The 19,949-nt window shown below is 59.0% G+C and carries 18 protein-coding genes; 14 read left to right on the forward strand and 4 right to left on the reverse strand.

The features are described 5' to 3' along the window. Nucleotides 1–131 precede the first annotated feature (131 nt). Nucleotides 132–647 carry an Hcp family type VI secretion system effector gene (locus AB4P97_RS01145; protein ID WP_007919523.1) on the reverse strand — a complete coding sequence of 172 codons (516 nt, stop codon included), beginning with the start codon at nt 645–647 and terminating at the stop codon, nt 132–134. A gap of 528 nt (nt 648–1,175) precedes the next feature. On the opposite strand from AB4P97_RS01145, the gene AB4P97_RS01150 reads away from it, so the two are divergent. From AB4P97_RS01150 to AB4P97_RS01215, 14 genes are all read left to right on the forward strand, one after another. Further along, nucleotides 1,176–2,798: a methyl-accepting chemotaxis protein gene (locus tag AB4P97_RS01150; protein WP_042560889.1), complete on the forward strand. Its 1,623-nt coding sequence runs from the start codon at nt 1,176–1,178 to the stop codon at nt 2,796–2,798. Continuing rightward, a complete protein-coding gene (locus AB4P97_RS01155) occupies nt 2,798–3,334 on the forward strand; it encodes a chemotaxis protein CheW (RefSeq protein WP_042560888.1) in 537 nt (178 codons plus the stop codon). Before AB4P97_RS01150 ends, AB4P97_RS01155 begins: the two co-directional genes overlap by 1 nt. Further along, on the forward strand, nt 3,331–4,602 hold the full coding sequence (locus AB4P97_RS01160) for a CheR family methyltransferase (RefSeq protein ID WP_042560887.1): 1,272 nt from the start codon (nt 3,331–3,333) through the stop codon (nt 4,600–4,602). Before AB4P97_RS01155 ends, AB4P97_RS01160 begins: the two co-directional genes overlap by 4 nt. After that, a complete protein-coding gene (locus AB4P97_RS01165; protein WP_115146365.1) occupies nt 4,599–5,279 on the forward strand; it encodes a chemotaxis protein CheW in 681 nt (226 codons plus the stop codon). The genes AB4P97_RS01160 and AB4P97_RS01165 overlap by 4 nt, the downstream gene beginning before the upstream one ends. Continuing rightward, nucleotides 5,276–7,564, forward strand: coding sequence for a hybrid sensor histidine kinase/response regulator (locus AB4P97_RS01170; RefSeq protein WP_395601971.1), 2,289 nt, complete (start codon nt 5,276–5,278; stop codon nt 7,562–7,564). The genes AB4P97_RS01165 and AB4P97_RS01170 overlap by 4 nt, the downstream gene beginning before the upstream one ends. After that, nucleotides 7,561–8,571 carry a chemotaxis response regulator protein-glutamate methylesterase gene (locus tag AB4P97_RS01175; protein WP_395601972.1) on the forward strand — a complete coding sequence of 337 codons (1,011 nt, stop codon included), beginning with the start codon at nt 7,561–7,563 and terminating at the stop codon, nt 8,569–8,571. Before AB4P97_RS01170 ends, AB4P97_RS01175 begins: the two co-directional genes overlap by 4 nt. Before the next feature lie 48 nt (nt 8,572–8,619). Next, the gene (locus AB4P97_RS01180; RefSeq protein ID WP_042560882.1) at nt 8,620–9,621 is read left to right on the forward strand and encodes a PleD family two-component system response regulator; all 1,002 of its coding nucleotides are present in this window, start codon (nt 8,620–8,622) and stop codon (nt 9,619–9,621) included. Nucleotides 9,622–9,825: 204 nt separating this feature from the next. Beyond that, nucleotides 9,826–10,921 (forward strand): peptide chain release factor 2 gene (gene prfB / locus AB4P97_RS01185; RefSeq protein ID WP_115146367.1). Its coding sequence is split into 2 segments (ribosomal slippage): nt 9,826–9,897 and nt 9,899–10,921, totalling 1,095 coding nucleotides; the frame shifts between segments, so codons are not numbered across the junction. Nucleotides 10,922–11,035: 114 nt separating this feature from the next. Further along, nucleotides 11,036–12,538, forward strand: a complete 1,503-nt coding sequence (gene lysS / locus AB4P97_RS01190; protein WP_047299888.1) for a lysine--tRNA ligase — start codon at nt 11,036–11,038, stop codon at nt 12,536–12,538. A gap of 105 nt (nt 12,539–12,643) precedes the next feature. Further along, entirely contained in the window at nt 12,644–13,357 is a 714-nt protein-coding gene (locus AB4P97_RS01195; protein ID WP_115146368.1) for a TetR/AcrR family transcriptional regulator, read from the forward strand. Between the two features lie 150 nt (nt 13,358–13,507). After that, nucleotides 13,508–14,062: a hypothetical protein gene (locus tag AB4P97_RS01200; RefSeq protein ID WP_395601973.1), complete on the forward strand. Its 555-nt coding sequence runs from the start codon at nt 13,508–13,510 to the stop codon at nt 14,060–14,062. Between the two features lie 33 nt (nt 14,063–14,095). Further along, nucleotides 14,096–15,373 carry a flavohemoglobin expression-modulating QEGLA motif protein gene (locus AB4P97_RS01205; RefSeq protein WP_042560877.1) on the forward strand — a complete coding sequence of 426 codons (1,278 nt, stop codon included), beginning with the start codon at nt 14,096–14,098 and terminating at the stop codon, nt 15,371–15,373. Nucleotides 15,374–15,475: 102 nt separating this feature from the next. Beyond that, nucleotides 15,476–16,381 carry an alpha/beta hydrolase gene (locus AB4P97_RS01210; protein ID WP_042560876.1) on the forward strand — a complete coding sequence of 302 codons (906 nt, stop codon included), beginning with the start codon at nt 15,476–15,478 and terminating at the stop codon, nt 16,379–16,381. Beyond that, entirely contained in the window at nt 16,378–16,707 is a 330-nt protein-coding gene (locus AB4P97_RS01215; RefSeq protein WP_042560875.1) for a hypothetical protein, read from the forward strand. The genes AB4P97_RS01210 and AB4P97_RS01215 overlap by 4 nt, the downstream gene beginning before the upstream one ends. Before the next feature lie 59 nt (nt 16,708–16,766). Here AB4P97_RS01215 and AB4P97_RS01220 read toward each other — a convergent pair whose 3' ends face one another. The 3 genes from AB4P97_RS01220 to AB4P97_RS01230 form a co-directional block, all read right to left on the reverse strand. Then, a complete protein-coding gene (locus tag AB4P97_RS01220; RefSeq protein ID WP_042560874.1) occupies nt 16,767–18,200 on the reverse strand; it encodes a transposase in 1,434 nt (477 codons plus the stop codon). Nucleotides 18,201–18,370: 170 nt separating this feature from the next. After that, nucleotides 18,371–19,159 carry an OmpA family protein gene (locus AB4P97_RS01225; RefSeq protein ID WP_042560873.1) on the reverse strand — a complete coding sequence of 263 codons (789 nt, stop codon included), beginning with the start codon at nt 19,157–19,159 and terminating at the stop codon, nt 18,371–18,373. A gap of 55 nt (nt 19,160–19,214) precedes the next feature. Then, a complete protein-coding gene (locus tag AB4P97_RS01230) occupies nt 19,215–19,619 on the reverse strand; it encodes a DUF4398 domain-containing protein (protein ID WP_042560872.1) in 405 nt (134 codons plus the stop codon). Nucleotides 19,620–19,949 lie beyond the last annotated feature (330 nt).

The raw sequence follows: 19,949 nt of genomic DNA on the forward strand, positions 1-19,949 counted from the left end.
CCTTGTTCCTCGTGCTGTGCAGCGGCGCTCGTCGACGCCCGCAAAAGCGGGTCAACGTACGCGAAATTCTGGAGGGGCGTAAACAACATCGACCAGCAGAGCTGGCCGATGCTTGTAACGATCAGCCGTAATTAAACGACTGGAGCACGCCAGTCATCGGAACCCGAAGTACCGGATACTTCGTGGGTCCAGGTGATTTTGCGGTAGGTGAACTGCACTTCTTCCAGGTGGGTGAAGTGCGAGTTGCCTGGATCCTGGCAGTTGTGCATTTTGTTGTTGATGGCGACGATGATCGCGTCTTCCAGTTTGGTGGTGTAGTAGTGCTCTTGAGTACCTTGAGCCGAAGTACGGAACCACTGGATAACGATTTCGCTCATGCGCTCGCCGGAAGTCAGAGCGGCTTGCAGCAGAGGCGAAGCCTTGTCGTAGACCTTGGTGATCACAACTGGCTTGTGAACGCGCTGACCGGTTGGCTGACCGGATTGCGGGTCACGCGGGATGATCACGTCGTGGCTGAAAGCCTGAACCATGACCTGGTCTTCGTGGCCTTCCTGGTAGGTGTTGCCAACGGAGTCAGCGGTGAATGCGCCTGCAGTGATCAGGCCTTGTTTTTCGCCGGTAACCGACATGTACGCTGGTGTTGCCATGGGGTGCTCTCCTTGCGGATAAATTTAAGGTGCCCGGGAGGCGAAATCGCCCGGTGGGTGCCTGACTGTTATCAAGGAGCGTGCCAGGTTTTGCGAAGTCCCCGGAGGGCGGGGGGCAGAGTGCTCTGGCCTGCGATTGAGAGGGTTTTTCACTGGGGAGCGATGGCAAAAGTGCGCAAGAAGTTGCGCAGTACTGCGCAACTTCTTGCGCACTTGGCTGCAGGCCCCGAAAGGCATGGCCTGCAGGGCAATTGCCCCATGAAATATTACGACCAACTGCGCAACTTCTTGCGCAGTATGGCTCATTGATAGCATTGGCCGGTAACGCGGGTTTTCAACAAATGACCAATCCGGCACCATTTTTTGCCGTTCCGTCACTGGTCAGCCATCTTCCGGTTACTGGAAAGTCCCAAGCCAGAGCCTGTTGTGCTTAACGTCCAAAGGTCAGGGGGTTAAAAAGCGTCTTATTAATGAGACACCACCCTCGGCTATACTCCCCGCATTTCGACTTAGGCACGAGGAATCACTGTGAAGAACTGGACGTTGCGCCAACGCATTTTGGCGAGCTTTGCGGTGATTATCGCCATCATGTTTTTGATGGTAGTTCTCTCGTATTCGCGGCTGTTGAAGATCGAAGCCAGTGAAAACAGCGTCCGCGATGATGCGATTCCCGGGGTTTATTACAGCTCGATGATCCGTGGTGCGTGGGTCGATAGTTACTTGCAGACACAAGAACTTCTCGGGTTAAAGGAAGGGCAAGGGATTTCCAGCGAGGATGCGGCGGATTACAAGGCGTTCGAAAACCGCCTGCAAGAACAAATGGCCAACTACCGCAAAACCATGGCCACCGAGCAGGACCGTACCGAGTTCGCCGCGTTCGAGAAGTACCACGACGCCTACATGCAGATTCAGGATCAGGTGCTGGACCTGCACGGACGCAACCTGGAAGCCGATGCGCTCAAACTGTTCAACGAGAAGCTGACCCCGGCGTGGTACAGCGGACGGATGAAGCTCAACGACATCATCGGCGAGAACAAAACCGTCGCCGATCAAGCCATGGCCAATATCGACGACGCAGTAGCGGCTGCCAAGGTCAGCATGCTCATCTCGCTGCTGGTCGCCGTACTGGCGGCCGGTGCCTGCGGTTTGCTGTTGATGCGCGCGATCATGGCGCCGATGAACCGCATCGTGAAAATCCTCGAAATCATGCGGACCGGCGACTTGAGCGGCCGTTTGAATCTCGACCGCAAAGACGAATTCGGTGCGGTGGAAACCGGCTTCAACGACATGATGACCGAGCTCACCGCGTTGGTTTCCCAGGCCCAACGTTCGTCGGTGCAGGTGACCACGTCGGTGACTGAAATCGCCGCCACCTCCAAGCAACAACAAGCCACCGCCACCGAAACCGCTGCCACGACCACGGAAATCGGCGCAACGTCCCGTGAAATTGCCGCGACCTCGCGCGATCTGGTGCGCACCATGACTGAAGTGTCGACCGCTGCCGATCAGGCGTCGGTGGCCGCCGGTTCCGGTCAGCAGGGCCTGGCCCGCATGGAAGACACCATGCACTCGGTAATGGGCGCTGCTGATCTGGTCAACGCGAAACTGGCGATCCTCAATGAGAAGGCCGGCAACATCAATCAGGTGGTGGTGACCATCGTCAAGGTCGCTGATCAGACCAACCTGCTGTCGCTCAACGCCGCTATCGAAGCCGAGAAGGCCGGTGAGTACGGTCGCGGTTTTGCCGTGGTCGCCACCGAAGTGCGACGTCTGGCGGATCAGACTGCTGTGGCGACTTATGACATCGAACAAATGGTTCGTGAGATCCAGTCGGCGGTGTCTGCCGGGGTGATGGGCATGGACAAGTTCTCCGAGGAAGTACGCCGCGGCATGTCCGAAGTGCAGCAGGTTGGCGAGCAGCTGTCGCAGATCATCCATCAGGTGCAGGCGCTGGCGCCGCGGGTGTTGATGGTCAATGAAGGCATGCAGGCTCAGGCCACCGGCGCCGAGCAGATCAACCATGCGCTGGTGCAGTTGGGCGATGCCAGCAGCCAGACCGTCGAGTCGCTGCGTCAGGCCAGTTTCGCCATCGACGAACTGAGCCAGGTAGCCGTCGGGCTGCGCAGCGGCGTTTCGCGATTCAAAGTCTGATGAGCGAAATCATCGCCAAACGCAGCGCCGCGCAGATGGCGAAGCAGGCGTTATTCTTGCTGTTTCGCATCGGCAGCGAGCGCTACGCATTGCGCGCCACCGAAGTGGCGGAAGTGTTGCCACGCCTGCCATTGAAACCGATTGCCCACGCACCGCATTGGGTTGCCGGGGTGTTCGCCTATCGCGGCGCGGTGGTACCGGTGATCGATCTCAGCGCGCTGACGTTTGGCAAACCCGCCGAGGCGAGGACCAGTACGCGACTGGTGCTGGTTCACTACCGTGCGGACGAAGATCAACCGGGGCAATGGCTTGGTCTGATTCTTGAGCAGGCCACCGACACCTTGCGTTGCAATCCGGAAGATTTTCAGCCCTACGGCCTCGACAACCGTGAAGCGCCATACCTTGGCCCGGTGCGTGAAGATGCGCAGGGGCTGGTGCAGTGGGTGAGGGTCGATGACTTGCTCGATGACGCCGTGCGCACGTTGCTGTTTCCCTCGCCGCCGCGCGATCCGGCGCAACTGGAGGCGCAGTCATGAGTAGCGATCAGCGGTTTTTCGACTTCCTCAAGGAACGGATTGGCCTCGATGTCACCTCGGTGGGCCCGGCGATCATTGAGCGCGCGGTGCGCCAGCGCACGACGCTTTCGCAAACGGCGCACGCCGACGAGTACTGGCAACTGTTGCAAGGCTCGCGGGACGAGCAACAGGCACTGATCGAGGCGGTGATCGTCCCCGAAACCTGGTTTTTCCGGTATCCGGAATCCTTCGCCACACTCGGCAAACTCGCGCGCCAGCGTCTCGCCGAGCTGAACAACATGCGCGCATTGCGCATTCTCAGCCTGCCGTGCTCTACCGGCGAAGAACCTTATTCGATTGCCATGGCGTTGCTCGATGCCGGGCTTAAACCGCATCAGTTCAAGGTTGACGGCATGGACGTCAGCCCGCTGTCAGTGGATAAGGCGCGGCGGGCGCTGTACGGCAAGAACTCGTTTCGCGGCCAGGATCTGGACTATCGTGACCGTCATTTCAGCGCTGAGCAGGACGGTCATCGCGTCAACGAAACCGTGCGCGAGCAAGTGCGCTTGCAGGTCGGCAATGTGCTCGATCCGACGCTGTTGGCCACCGAGCCAGCCTTCGATTTCGTGTTCTGTCGCAACTTGCTGATCTATTTTGATCAGCCGACCCAGCAGCAAGTCTTCGAGGTGCTCAAGCGCCTGACCCACGTCGACGGCGTGCTGTTTATCGGTCCGGCCGAGGGCAGCTTGCTTGGGCGTCTGGGCATGCGCTCGATTGGCATTGCGCAGTCGTTTGCGTTCAGTCGCCAAAGTCATCCACAGCCAGAACCGATGCCGATTTCCAAGCCGGTTGCGTTACCGGTCAGCCAGCCGATACGCAGCACGCCGCCACCGCCGGTGCGCAATCGACCGTTTGCCGCGCCGACACCGCTGCCAGTGACGAGCAAAAGCGCGAATCCGGACGCCGCCACCTTGTTGGCGAACATCGCCGCGCTGGCCAACGAAGGCAAAAGCGCCGAGGCCCGCGCCGCATGCGATCAATACCTGCGCAGCCACGAACCCGTGGCGCAGGTGTTCTATTGGCTGGGCCTGCTCAGCGATGTCGCCGGCCTGACGCTCGAAGCTCAGGGGTTCTATCGCAAAGCCTTGTACCTCGAACCGCAACATCCCGAAGCGTTGATGCACCTGGCTGCCCTGTTGCAGGCTCAGGGCGACAGCGTCGGTGCCAGACGATTGCAGGAACGCGCCGCACGCAGCGGCCGCACCGCCGACAGTGAGCGAAAACGATGATCGCCGACACCTTGAACGTCACCCACGAAGACGCCCGGGCCATCGATGATTGCTGGAATCGCATCGGCATCCACGGTGACAAGTCGTGCCCGTTGCTGGAAGAACACATCCATTGCCGCAATTGCTCGGTGTATTCCGCCGCTGCCACACGCCTGCTCGACCGTTATGCCTTGCAGCAGGACGAGCGCGACCCGGTGGCGGCGGTGGTCGAAACCGACCTGAAGACCCGATCGCTGCTGATGTTCCGTCTCGGTGAAGAGTGGCTTGGACTGGCCACGCGCAGCCTCGTTGAGGTGGCGCCGATGCAGGCGATTCACTCGTTGCCGCACCAGCGTTCGCGCGCGTTGCTCGGCGTGGCGAATGTGCGCGGCGCACTGGTGGCCTGCTTGTCGCTGGTCGAATTGCTGGATCTGGATGGCAACGCGGCACCGGCGGCCGGCGCGCGGATCATGCCGCGCATGCTGATCATCGCCGCCGACGGCGGGCCGGTGGTCGTGCCGGTGGATGAAGTCGACGGCATTCATGCCATTGACGAGCGAATTCTTGATGCCGCCTCGCAGTCCGGTACTCAAGCCAGTGCCAAATTCACCCGTGGCGTGCTGCAATTGCGGGGTCGCAGCCTGCGTTGGTTGAATGAAGAACAGCTGTTGTCCGCCGTGACCCGGAGCCTCACATGACCCCCGAGCAAATGCGCGACGCCTCGCTGCTTGAGCTGTTCAGCCTGGAAGCCGAAGCCCAGACCCAGGTCCTCAGCGCAGGGCTGTTGGCACTGGAGCGCAACCCGACCCAGGCCGATCACCTCGAGTCATGCATGCGCGCGGCGCACTCGCTCAAAGGTGCGGCGCGGATCGTCGGCGTCGACAGCGGCGTCAGCGTTGCCCATGTGATGGAAGATTGTCTGGTCAGCGCCCAAGAGGGGCGGTTGCTGCTGCGCCCGGAACACATCGACGCGTTATTGCAGGGCACCGATTTGCTGATGCGTATTGCGACGCCAGCGAGTGCGCCGCAACCGGCAGACATCGAGGCGTATGTGGCGTTGATGGGGCAACTGCTTGACCCATCGGCCGCGCCGATTCCGGTCACCGCCCCCGTCATGGCCGAGTTGCAGCTTGAAGCGCCTTCGCCAGTTGCACCTGCGCCAGCGCCTTCCATCGAAGCCTTGGTCGAAACATCCGAACCAGTACCCCGCAAAAACAGGCGGACCGCTGAGGGGGGCGAGCGCGTATTGCGCGTCACTGCCGAGCGCCTGAACAGCCTGCTCGATCTGTCGAGCAAATCACTGGTGGAAACCCAGCGCCTCAAACCGCATCTGGCCACCATGCAGCGTCTCAAGCGCATGCAGAACAATGGCCTGCGCGCACTGGAAAACCTCAATGTTCATCTCAAGGAGCATGCCCTCAGCCTTGAGGCGCTGGAAGCGTTGGAGGATGCGCGGCGTCTGCTTTCCGAGTCGCAACAGCTGCTGGCCGAAAAGAACGCCGAACTCGATGAGTTCGCCTGGCAAGCCAGCCAGCGTGCACAAGTGCTTTACGACACGGCACTGGCCTGTCGCATGCGTCCCTTTGCTGACGTGCTCAGCGGTCAGGCGCGGATGGTGCGTGATCTGGGCCGCAGCCTCGGCAAGCAGGTGCGACTGGAAATCGAAGGCGAGAAAACCCAGGTCGACCGCGATGTGCTGGAAAAACTCGAAGCACCGCTCACCCATCTGCTGCGCAACGCGGTCGACCATGGCATCGAAACCCCGGAACAGCGCTTGCTCAGTGGCAAACCCGAGGAGGGCCTGATCCGCCTGCGCGCCTCGCATCAGGCTGGGTTGCTGGTGCTGGAGTTGAGCGATGACGGCAACGGCGTCGATCTGGAGAAAGTCCGCCGCAGCATTGTCGCGCGCCAATTATCCCCAGCTGAAACAGCGGCGCAGTTGAGTGAAGAGGAGCTGCTGACTTTCCTGTTCCTGCCCGGTTTCAGCCTGCGCGACACGGTGACCGAAGTGTCCGGCCGTGGTGTCGGCCTCGACGCCGTGCAGCACATGGTGCGCCAGTTGCGGGGCGCGGTGGAGCTGGAGCAGACGGCGGGCGAGGGCAGCCGTTTTCATCTGGAAGTGCCGCTGACCCTGTCGGTGGTCCGCAGTCTGGTGGTGGAGGTCGGTGAAGAAGCGTATGCGTTCCCGCTGGCGCACATTGAACGCATGTGCGACCTGGAGCGCGATGACATCGTTCAGGTCGAAGGTCGTCAGCATTTCTGGCACGAAGGCCGGCATGTCGGGTTGGTCGCTGCCAGTCAGTTGTTGAACCGCCCGGCCAGCCAGAACAGCAGCGAAACCCTGAAGGTCGTGGTGATTCGTGAGCGCGAAGCGATTTACGGCGTAGCGGTCGAACGCTTCGTTGGCGAGCGCACGTTGGTCGTACTGCCACTGGACGAGCGTCTGGGCAAAATCCAGGACATCTCCGCCGGCGCCTTGCTCGATGACGGTTCGGTGGTGCTGATCGTCGATGTCGAAGACATGCTGCGTTCGGTCGACAAACTGCTCAATACCGGTCGCCTTGAGCGCATCGCCCGTCATGGCAACCAAGCCGCAGAGGCAGCGCGCAAGCGGGTGCTGGTGGTCGACGACTCGCTGACCGTGCGCGAACTGCAACGCAAGCTGCTGCTCAATCGCGGCTACGACGTGGCTGTGGCGGTGGACGGCATGGACGGTTGGAACGCGCTGCGTTCGGAGAATTTCGATTTGCTGATTACCGACATCGACATGCCACGCATGGACGGAATCGAACTGGTGACCTTGTTGCGCCGCGACAACCGTTTGCAATCAATGCCGGTGATGGTCGTTTCGTACAAGGATCGCGAAGAGGATCGCCGCCGTGGACTGGACGCCGGCGCCGACTATTATTTAGCCAAAGCCAGTTTTCATGACGACGCCCTGCTTGATGCAGTGGTCGAGCTCATCGGAGGAGCACGGGCATGAAAATCGCAATCGTCAACGACATGCCAATGGCGGTGGAGGCCTTGCGCCGGGCATTGGCCTTCGAGCCGGCACATCAGGTGGTCTGGGTCGCCTACAACGGCGCCGAGGCGGTGCGCCTCTGCGCGGAAAATACGCCGGATCTGATTCTTATGGATTTGATCATGCCGGTGATGGACGGCGTCGAAGCCACCCGGCGGATCATGGCCGAGACGCCGTGTGCCATCGTCATTGTGACGGTCGATCGCCAGCAGAACGTGCACCGGGTCTTCGAAGCGATGGGGCATGGCGCGCTGGATGTGGTCGATACGCCGGCCATTGGCGCAGGCAATGCGCAGGAAGCGGCGGCACCGCTGCTGCGCAAGATCCTCAACATCGGCTGGCTGATCGGCGAGAAAACCCCTCGCGCGCGGTCGGCGCCAATGCCCCAGCGCAGTTCGGGCTCGCCCCAGCGGCTGGTGGCGATTGGTTCGTCTGCTGGCGGGCCGGCGGCGCTGGAGGTCTTGCTCAAGGGGTTGCCGCGCAATTTTTCCGCGGCCATTGTGCTGGTGCAGCACGTTGACCAGGTGTTCGCTGCGGGCATGGCCGAATGGCTCGCCAGCGCCAGTGGTCTGGACGTGCGTCTGGCGCGTGAAGGCGAACCGCCGCAGGCCGGCGTTGTGCTGCTGGCCGGCACCAACCACCATATCCGCTTATTGAAAAACGGCACGCTGGCCTACACCGCCGAGCCGGTCAACGAGATTTACCGACCTTCGATCGACGTGTTTTTCGAGAGCGTCGTCAGTTATTGGAATGGTGATGCGGTCGGGGTTTTATTGACCGGGATGGGGCGAGATGGCGCGCAAGGGCTTAAGCTCATGCGCCAACAGGGCTATTTGACCATCGCCCAGGATCAGCAAAGCAGTGCGGTGTACGGCATGCCCAAGGCTGCCGCGGCGATCGATGCCGCCGTAGAAATCCGCCCACTGGAAAAGATAGCGCCACGATTGCTGGAGATTTTCCCGAAATGAACAGTTTTATCCGCAATCCTGGCCTCCGCAGTACTCAGGTGACAGCCCATGAATGACTTACAGATCGACGACATTAAAACCGACGAAAATGCCGCCATGGTGTTGTTGGTAGACGATCAGGCGATGATCGGCGAAGCCGTGCGCCGTGGGCTGTCGAACGAAGAAAACATCGACTTCCACTTCTGCTCCGACCCGCATCAAGCCATTGCGCAAGCGGTGCGGATCAAGCCGACGGTCATTCTCCAGGACCTGGTGATGCCCGGTCTCGACGGCTTGAGTCTGGTGCGCGAGTACCGCAATCACCCGGCGACCAAGGACATTCCAATCATTGTCCTGTCGACCAAGGAAGACCCGCTGATCAAGAGCGCGGCGTTCTCCGCAGGGGCTAACGATTATCTGGTGAAGCTGCCGGACACCATCGAACTGGTGGCGCGCATCCGCTATCACTCGCGCTCCTACATGACGTTGCTGCAACGGGACGCGGCGTACCGTGCGCTGCGCGTCAGTCAGCAGCAGCTGCTCGACACTAACCTGGTGCTGCAACGCCTGATGAACTCCGACGGCCTGACCGGGCTATCGAACCGCCGTCACTTCGACGAATACCTGGAGCTGGAATGGCGCCGCTCGTTGCGTGACCAGAGCCAGTTGTCGTTGCTGATGATCGACGTTGATTACTTCAAGTCCTATAACGACACGTTCGGCCATGTCGAAGGCGATGAAGCCTTGCGCAAGGTCGCCACGGCCATTCGCGATGCCAGTGCGCGCCCGTCGGACTTGCCGGCGCGTTACGGTGGCGAGGAATTTGCGCTGGTGTTGCCGAATACTTCGCCGGGCGGCGCACGGCTGGTAGCGGAAAAACTGCGCCAGACCGTGGCTTCATTGAAGATTCCACACATTGCGCCCAGCGAAGGGACGAGCCTGACTATCAGCATTGGTCTGGCGACCATGGTGCCGCAGGCGGGCAGCGACTGCCGGTTGCTGATCTCGGCGGCGGATCGGGGGTTGTATCTGGCGAAGAACAATGGGCGCAATCAGGTCGGGATCGAGTAACCCGACTCCCACGACAAATGCAAACCCTGTAGGAGCTGCCGAAGGCTGCGATCTTTTGATCTTTAAAAAATCAAAAGATCGCAGCCTTCGGCAGCTCTTAGAGTTCATTAATGCTCGATTCGCCCCGCCAGACGGGCTGCCGTTACAGCCCGATTACGTTATACTCGCCGGCTTTCAAAAGTTCGCCAACGAGTGCTGCCCGCCATGGAAATCAACCCGATCCTGAACACCATCAAGGACCTGTCCGAGCGCTCCGAAACTATTCGGGGGTATCTTTGACTACGATCAAAAGCATGAGCGTCTGACTGAAGTCAATCGCGAGCTTGAAGATCCGAGTGTCTGGAACAAACCTGAATATGCCCAGGAGCTGGGCCGCGAGCGCTCTGCGCTGGCGCAAATCGTCGATACCCTCGACGAATTGAACGGCGGTCTGGCCGATTGCCGCGACCTGCTCGACATGGCTGTCGAAGAAAACGACGAAGGCGCAGTGGGCGATGTCGTCGCTGAACTGGCCCGTCTCGAGGCCAACCTGGCCAAGCTCGAATTCCGCCGCATGTTCAGCCACGAGATGGACCCGAACAACGCCTACCTGGACATCCAGGCCGGTTCCGGCGGCACCGAAGCCCAGGACTGGGCCAACATCCTGCTGCGCATGTACCTGCGCTGGGCTGACAAACGCGGTTTTGACGCGACCATCATGGAACTGTCCGCCGGTGAAGTCGCCGGGATCAAGGGCGCGACCGTGCACATCAAGGGTGAATACGCCTTTGGCTGGCTGCGGACCGAGATCGGCGTGCACCGTCTGGTGCGCAAGAGCCCGTTTGACTCCGGTAACCGTCGCCACACCTCGTTCTCCGCGGTTTTCGTCTCGCCAGAGATCGATGACAAAGTGGAAATCGACATCAACCCGTCAGACCTGCGGATCGACACCTATCGTTCCTCGGGTGCCGGTGGTCAGCACGTAAACACCACCGACTCGGCCGTACGTATTACTCACGTACCGACCAACACCGTGGTCAGCTGCCAGAACGAGCGTTCCCAGCACGCCAACAAGGACACCGCCATGAAAATGCTGCGGGCCAAGTTGTACGAGCAGGAAATGCAGAAGCGCAACGCCGCTTCCCAGGCGCTGGAAGACACCAAGTCGGACATCGGCTGGGGTCACCAGATTCGCTCTTACGTGCTCGACGCGTCGCGAATCAAGGACCTGCGGACCAACATCGAACGCAGCGACTGCGACAAGGTGCTCGATGGCGACATCGACGAATACCTGGAAGCCAGCCTGAAATCGGGGCTGTAAAAGACGCAATACAGGATCGGCTGATTCAACGCGATCCCTGTAGGAGCCAGCCCTGCTGGCGATCCCCGGGCTGCAAGGCCCGGGGGCAACGAACCTGATGGAATATCTAAAGACATGAGCGACCAACAACTCGATCCGCAAGCCCTGCAACAGGAAGAAAACTCCCTGATCGCCCTGCGCAAGGAAAAGCTTGCTGCCGAGCGCGCCAAGGGCAATGCCTTCCCGAACGACTTCCGCCGCGACAATTACTGCGATGCGTTGCAGAAACAGTACGCGGACAAGACCAAGGAAGAGCTGGCAGAGGCTGCAATCCCGGTCAAGGTTGCCGGTCGCATCATGCTCAACCGTGGCTCGTTCATGGTGATCCAGGACATGACCGGTCGCATTCAGGTCTACGTCAACCGCAAGACCCTGTCCGAAGAAACCCTGGCCGCGGTGAAAACCTGGGACATGGGCGACATCATTGCTGCCGAAGGCACCCTGGCCCGTTCGGGCAAAGGCGACCTGTACGTTGAAATGACCACCGTGCGTCTGCTGACCAAGTCGCTGCGCCCGCTGCCGGACAAGCACCACGGCCTGACCGACACCGAACAACGCTACCGTCAGCGCTACGTTGACCTGATCGTCAATGAAGAAGTGCGCCAGACTTTCCGCGTACGTTCGCAAGTGATTGCGCACATTCGCAGCTTCCTGATGCAGCGTGACTTCCTCGAAGTCGAAACGCCAATGCTGCAAACCATTCCCGGCGGCGCTGCGGCCAAGCCGTTCGAAACCCACCACAACGCGCTGGACATGGAAATGTTCCTGCGTATCGCGCCTGAGTTGTACCTCAAGCGTCTGGTGGTTGGCGGTTTCGAGAAGGTTTTCGAGATCAACCGCAACTTCCGTAACGAAGGCGTCTCGACCCGTCACAACCCTGAATTCACCATGTTGGAGTTCTACCAGGCTTACGCCGACTACGAAGACAACATGGACCTGACCGAAGAGTTGTTCCGTGAACTGGCGCAGCTGGTTCTGGGCAGCACCGACGTGCCTTACGGCGACAAGGTGTTCCACTTCGGCGAGCCGTTCGTGCGCCTGTCGGTGTTCGACTCGATCCTCAAGTACAACCCTGAGCTGACCGCCGATGATCTGAACGACATCGACAAGGCTCGCGCCATCGCCAAGAAGGCCGGCGCCAAGGTGCTGGGCTTCGAAGGTCTGGGCAAGCTGCAAGTGATGATTTTCGAAGAACTGGTCGAGCACAAGCTGGAGCAGCCGCACTTCATCACTCAGTACCCGTTCGAAGTGTCGCCTCTGGCTCGTCGCAATGACGACAACCCGAACGTCACCGACCGTTTCGAGCTGTTCATCGGTGGCCGTGAAATCGCCAACGCCTATTCCGAGTTGAACGATGCGGAAGACCAGGCCGAACGCTTCATGGCGCAGGTGGCCGACAAGGACGCCGGCGACGACGAAGCCATGCACTACGACGCCGACTTCGTTCGCGCGCTGGAGTACGGCATGCCGCCAACGGCCGGTGAAGGTATCGGCATCGACCGCCTGGTGATGTTGCTGACCAACTCGCCGTCGATTCGCGATGTGATCCTGTTCCCGCACATGCGACCGCAAGCGTAAACGTTTCAGTTAAAAAGCCGCCTAAAACAGGCGGCTTTTTATTGCCCGTCTGGTACAAATGTATCGTTTGGTTACTTTTCAAATAACAGAGGAATGCCTGTCGTGATGGTTGCAATCGCTCAAGAAGGTGCAGCGGGTATCGCCACTGCGGTCGCTGAAAGTGTTCAGTACCAGGGTCGCAAGGCCAGCCGACAGGGCAGTGAGCAGCGTCGTCAGGACATTCTCGACGCGGCAATGCGCATTGTCGTGCGTGATGGTGTGCGCGCCGTACGCCACCGTGCCGTGGCTGCCGAAGCGGCGGTGCCCCTCTCTGCCACCACTTATTACTTCAAGGACATCGATGACCTGCTCACCGATACCTTCGCCCAATACGTTGAACGCAGTGCCGAATACATGGCCAAGCTGTGGAACAACAACGAAGGGCTGCTGCGCGATATGGTCGTCAGCGGCGACGGCAGCCCCGAGTCGCGCTCGCAACTGGCCGATAATATTGCGCGGTTGATGGCCGATTACGTGCAACGACAGCTGCTCAACCGTCGCGAGCATTTGATGGCCGAGCAGGCATTCCGTCAGGAAGCGCTGCTCAACCCGCGCCTGGCGATTCTGGTGCGCTCGCATCAGCAGATTTTGCTGCAGGGCACCTGCCAGTTGTTTCAGGTATTGGGCTCGCGTGAACCGCAGCAAGATGCCAAGGTGTTGACGGCGATTATCGGACGGATGGAATATCAGGGCCTGCTCAACGACGCCGAACCTTTGGCCGAGGAAGAAATGCTGGGCATTCTGACGCGGTATATGCATTTGGTGCTGGCTTCGGTGTAACGCAATGTGTTCCGTCTGACGCCGATCCCAATATAGGAGCTGCCGAAGGCTGCGATCTTTTGATCTTGCTTCTAGAGATCAGGATCAAAAGATCGCAGCCTTCGGCAGCTCCTACAGGGGTAGGTGATTCAGGTTCATAGGGAGTGTCAAATGAAAGCCTGGCGTGGCGTGCTGATCGCCTTGTCGTTCCTGCTGCTCAGTGGCTGTCTGGTGACGTTCAAGTCGCCGCTGTCCACCAGTGATCCGGCGCCCCAAGGCCTGCTCGGCAAGTGGACGAGCGTCAATGCCTGGGGCGAGCCGATGAACCTTGAGCTGACCCGTCTGGGTAACGACCGCTATCAGGCCGTCACCTATTTCAAAGCCAAACCCCGCGAGCGCGAAGCCTATCCGTTCACCGTCTCGCATCGTGGCAATCGCTGGTACCTGTCGGCGAAAGTGCCGGCGCAGTTCGGTGGCCACTACACCATCGCCGGTTTCGAACTTACCGACAAACATGAACTGGTGGTGTACAACCTCGATCCAGAGCAGATCAATCAGGCAATCCAGCACAAAGCCCTCGACGGTCAGGCCTTCCAGACCGACGACGGCGATGGCGTTCTGGTCGACAGCAACCTCGACAAAGTCTTCGCTTACCTTGACGATCCGGCCAATTCCGATGTCTTTGTCGAAGCGGCGCGCTATCAGCGCAGGGCCGGCGCCAAATAATTCAGTACGTCACGTTTTTTACAGGAGTTTCGGGTGGACGATTACCAGCAGTCGATACGCATATTGTCCGATCGCATTGTGCTGGCGCAGACGCCGATCCGTGTTCTTGACGCGGTCAAGTGGGACGAAAGCATCCGCAAGGGGTTTCTCAAGGCCAAGGGCAAGGAAATGCCGGCGGTGGATCGCGACTACTACCTGAACCGGCCGCTGGCGTTCGATTCGAGCAAGGTAAAACTGGAATTCCAGAACATCGAGCGCGACATTACTCGTCAGCTCGGCCAGTTCAACCCGGTCGGGCAGATCATGCGGCGCATGTGCAAGGAATACCGCATGGTGGTGCGTATGCTCGAAGCGCGCGGCACCGAGGATTTCGGTCTGATCTCCCAAGAGTTGTACGGTGCTGCATCCGACGCATTCCACGCCGGTGACCCGACCTTGGCCGACCTCGGCCTGATGATGTCCGACTATCTGAACAACATCGATGGCCGTGGCGACCTGAAGGACGAGCCAAAAACCCTCACCGCCAAGGACGCCGTGCACCTGCTGCAAACCCGTCTGAACAAAGTATTCGGCGAGGCCGAGGAAACCATTCGCGTGTTCGAGTCCGACGGCATCGTTGCCGACGCAGCGGCGGGCGCCGACTATATCAAGATCCGCACCGACGCGATGTTCAACGATCGCGACGTGCGCGCACTGGAAGTTCACGAAGGTCTGGTGCACGTCGGCACTACGCTCAATGGTTTGAACCAGCCGATCTGCACCTTTCTGTCCAAGGGCCCGCCGTCGTCAACGGTGACTCAGGAAGGTCTGGCGATCCTGATGGAAATCATCACCTTCGCCTCCTACCCGAGCCGTCTGCGCAAACTGACCAACCGTACTCGCGCCATTCACATGGTCGAGGAGGGGGCGGACTTCTTGCAGGTGTTCGAGTTCTTCCGTGAGCAGGGCTTTGAAATGGCGGAAAGCTATGGCAACGCCAGCCGGGTTTTCCGTGGCTCGACGCCGACGGGTCTGCCATTTACCAAAGACTTGTCCTACCTCAAGGGCTTCATCATGGTTTACAACTACATTCAGTTGGCCGTGCGCAAGGGCAAGCTTGAGCAGATTCCCCTGTTGTTCTGCGGCAAGACCACCCTGGAAGACATGCGCACCTTGCGCCAATTGGTGGATGAGGGGCTGGTGGTGGCGCCGAAATATCTGCCCGACCAGTTCCGTGATTTGAATGCGTTGTCGGCGTGGATGTGCTTCTCCAACTTCCTCAATCATTTGAGTCTGGATCGGATCGAGGCGGATTACTCAAACATCCTTTAGACCTGACGCAAACCCTGTGGGAGCTGGAAAGCCAGCTCCCACAGGGTTGTTTATTGCCACCATTATTGTGTTCCAACCCGAACATTCGCGAGGTTTCACCGGATGAGAATCCTCGGCATCTTCTGCCTGCTCCTGACCCTTGGTGGTTGCAGTTCACTGTTGTTCTACCCCGAGCCGGGCCAAATCTTCACCCCGGAAAAAGCCAGGCTCGAATACCGCACCGTCACCCTGACCACCGCCGACGGCCTCAAGCTGAACGCGTGGTGGCTGCCGGCCAAACCGGGTGTCGAGGTCAAAGGTACCGTTCTGCACCTGCATGGCAACGGTGGGAATCTGCCGATGCATTTGGGCGGAAGCTGGTGGTTGCCGAAAAATGGCTATCAAGTGTTGCTGGTGGACTATCGCGGCTATGGCTTGTCCGAGGGTGAACCGAGCCTGCCGGCGATTTATCAGGACATCGATGCGGCCTTCGCCTGGCTGGACAAGGCGCCTGAAATCAAAGGCAAGCCGCTGATTCTCCTCGGGCAAAGCCTCGGCGGCTCTATGGCCGTGCATTGGCTGGTGCAGCATCCCGAGCGGCAGAAGCAACTCAAGGCCCTGGTGCTCGACGGTGTGCCCGCCAGTTATCGCAGCGTTGGCCAATATGCCCTCAGCACTTCGTGGCTGACCTGGCCGTTTCAGGTGCCGCTGTCGTGGCTGGTGCCGGATGGCGACAGCGCAATCAATTCAATGCCGCAACTCAACGGCGTGCCGAAACTGATCTTCCACAGCATTGATGATCCGCTGGTGCCGCTATCCAATGGCATCCGTCTGTATCAAGCTGCACCGCCTCCGCGCGTATTGCAGTTGACGCGCGGCGGTCATGTGCAGACCTTCGGCGACCCGGTCTGGCGTCAGGTGATGCTGCGCTATCTTGACGATCCCGAGCACTTCAACGGCCTGCGCCGTCTCGGCGAAATCCCCAATTACCCGCAACCCCCGAATTCTGAAGATGAGAGTCCGCAATGAGTGAAGAACGTAACGCCATCCCGCTGATCATCACGGGTATCTGCAGCATCCTCGGCACCGTTGGCGCCCTGTGGTACTACGGCTACCTGCACTTCGCCAAGCCTGAAGATGCCTTGTTGCTCAGCGACTTCACCATGCTCAAGACCGTGCCGGGCGAAGACTACAAAGTATCGCTGGAGCCGGCGGCGCAGGTGGCCCAGTGCATCGATGGTGTGTTGGTAATGTTCGATACTGAACAGAAAGGGCTGAGCGGCGTGTTGATCAACAGCAAGAAGAGAGCCGTGCGCTGCATGGGCGAAGAAACTCCGCAGAAGCTGCAACCGTAAGCGAAGCGGTGAGTTGTACTCCCCTTTTTCATGTGTGAAATCGGGGAGTAGCCGATGTTTCAGGGCGCAATCACGAAGCTGCGATCGCTAATGGGGGACCCGCTGATACCCATCTGTTGGCTTACCCATACTACGTGGCTGCCAGCCTGGAGATTTTCCAAGGTCGTGCTCCAGTTTCCTTTAGCGTCGGCGACAACGGAGAAGTTCCTCACATACCAGCCTCCCAATGCCCTGTACGCCCCTCCGATACTAGCCCCGGGTCTGGCAGTACCAGAAACTACGGCAGGATTTTGAATTGCTGGCGCTCCCTGCGCAGGTGAAGTAATAACGGGGGCAGCTAACTCTGGCCACGCGCAACTCCCAGCCTCTCGATTTACCCCAATCGCAACGGTGGCTCCATCCAAGTTGGCACTGCATACCTCGATAGTTATTCCGGCGGGTTCATCCCTCAACATCTTCCCGGGTAGTAAAGACGGATCTGCTGTCGTCGCCGTCTCCGGAGTGCCGTCGAGTTGGGTATTCACGAGTGAGCCTGTCATCGTTGTGTATCTCACCCAGACACCATTCACTTTATTATCACCGGGTGGGAAGTTATCGAACCGGGTCGGCTTACGATATTCCAGCGCAAGTTGAGCGGGCTGCAGGCCCTTACGATTGATCAAATAGAGTTGCGGCCCCTCTGCACCAAGCACGCCCAGACGATAAAGCCCGGTACGGTTGACAACGGCAGCTTGCGAGTCATCCAGCCAGCCCGAGTACCAGCGATTATTCGCAGGATAAAGTGTTCCCCCGCCCGAGACCGAATCGCCCAGGTCACCATACAGGATGGTCTGACATCCTGTTGGCGCGAGCACGGCATCACCGTTTTTCTTGCATCGCTTGTATGTGAAACCATGGTGATATCCGAGGTTGTGCCCGAACTCATGTTTGAATACATGGGGGCCGCCTGCCTGGCCGTACACCCCCATAGTATTTCCGGGTACCCAGGCGGACGCGCTTCCTCCGCAATCAATAATGTTTATGAAATAGTCGAAATTGTTCCGATCTATTCCCAATGCGGATGCCGCTTTAACTGCCTCGGAGTGGGCCAGCCTTAAAGGCAAGGGGGAACCCCTCTTACATAGCTCGGGACGGCGGCCTGATGTGAACTCCACTACTTGGCCGCTAAGGTCCAGCTTGCCCCCTGAAGCTGCGTAGAGGTAAGAACGCAGCGAGTCAGGATCGTTGGATAGCGTGAATTTTTCATTCAGATCTTTTCTTACTCCGTCACCGTCCTGCCAGTGGACGACGGTTACCAACATTTTTTTATTACCTACTATGGGGCGTTGGTTGACGCCCGGCGTTGGCAAGGGAATGTCATTAGGTATGGCGTCCCTGTCGTCATATTCAAAACTGCTTCCCGGCCTGGAATCAGAAGGCGATTCATTTAACTGAGTGCAACCTGATACGACTATCGCCGCCAACAGCGATGAAAGAGCTACGCGCACTTGCATGGTTATGTCCCTTGATACCCATGAGTCGGGTGTAGCCTTACTAGTATCTGATTCGTTTCAAACCGCCTACTGTCATATCTGACAGGTCCAGACGAGCAGTCGTACTGGGCGCACAAACAAAAGCCCCGCCTGACTGAGTCAGGCGGGGCTTTTGCGTTACAGCGTGAAGCTTAGTTCGAGCTGACAGCCGAACGTGGCATCACTGGCTGGTTGTCGTTGGAAATGGTCACTTCCACGCGACGGTTCATCGCACGGCCGGAAACACTGCCGTTCTCGGCAACCGGATATTCCTTGCCGTAACCCTGAGCGACGATGCGCGCTGGATCAACGCCCATTTTCACCAGTGCAGTGCGCACGGAATTGGCACGACGCTCCGACAGGGTCTGGTTGTAGCTGGCGGCGCCAGTGCTGTCGGTGTAACCCTCGACGATCACTTTGCGATCAGGGTTTTCCTGAAGGAACTGGGCCAGTTTGTTGATGTTCACCAGACCGCTGGACTTCAGGTCAGCCTTGTTGGTGGCGAACAGCACGTCACCGAAAGTCACCAGCGTACCGCGATCGGTCTGCTTGGCGTTGAGGCTGTCCTGCAGCTGTTTGATCTGTTGATCGCGAGCATCCAGACGCGCCTGAGCACGTTGGGCAGCGGCGTTCTTCAGATTGTTTTCAGCGGTACGCAGGGCGATGGTCTGCTTGGCCACTTCCACGCGCTGGTTGGTCAGGTAAGCCAGTTGATCGACCTTGGCCGCGTCTTGCTTGTCCAGGTAGGCCTTGTCGGCCTTGTCCAGGTACTCACTGGCGTCTTTGGTTTCCAGCGCCGCTACTTTGCTCGCCTGCGGGTTGGCTTGCAGGCCGGCGTAGTTGGTGCGAGCGTTTTCCAGGTTCGGATTAGGCGGGGTGGAGCAGGCAGCCAAGGCAACGCTTGCGGCCAGAAGAGCGGGAATCATCAGTTGCTTACGCATAATTTGTCGTCCTTTCTATCGGTAAGAGTTTCAGCTTTGCGGTCGGGATGCGCGCTTACTTCACGGTGCGCTGACTTTCCTGACGCAGTTCCTGAACACCTTTCTGGGAATCCTTCACAGCCAGTTCAGCCTTGGCCGCCTGAGCTTTGCGTTCTGCTACGCGGGCATCCCACTCAGCTTGCTCGGACAGCGTGCGAGCTTCTTCGTACTTCTTGTCGTGCATGGCGATTTCGGCTTGCTTGAGTTTGTCCTGCGCCTGCTTCATTTCAACGGCAGCAAACTCGGTACCACCGGCGCTGACGGCGCTGTTGACCGCAGATTGGGTCACAGCGTACTGCTCGGTCGGTGGATTACCGGCGCAACCGGCCAGTACGAAGCTGGTGCCGATTGCCAGGGCGGCCAGTTTCAGACCGCGCAGGTGGGTAAACGAGGTTTGGTTTTTCATGGTCTTCAACTCCATTAGGCATCTCCTGAATACATCTGAATCCATCCTGGTCGAGGAGCCTTAAGCGTCTTGCAACAGCGCGTTTTTGAAACGCTCGTTCCAGGAGTGGTTACAGGGTCCGACCGGCGGCGGTTTTCAAAAGTTCAGAAAAGATGGCCTATCGCCAAAAAAAGTTTTGACCGAATGGACAAGGCTCTAACGCGGGAACTTTGGCGGGGTGGAGTGGTACGCGCGGCGTAAGAAATGAGCGAAAGCGACGCTGTATTGAAGGACAAATACATTTCCTGCAGGAGCTGGCTTGCCAGCGATGAGGTCATCAGATTCAGTATTTCCGAGACTGAACTG

This window comes from Pseudomonas sp. A1230, from assembly GCF_044218825.1.
GTDB classification, from domain to species: domain Bacteria; phylum Pseudomonadota; class Gammaproteobacteria; order Pseudomonadales; family Pseudomonadaceae; genus Aquipseudomonas; species Aquipseudomonas iridis.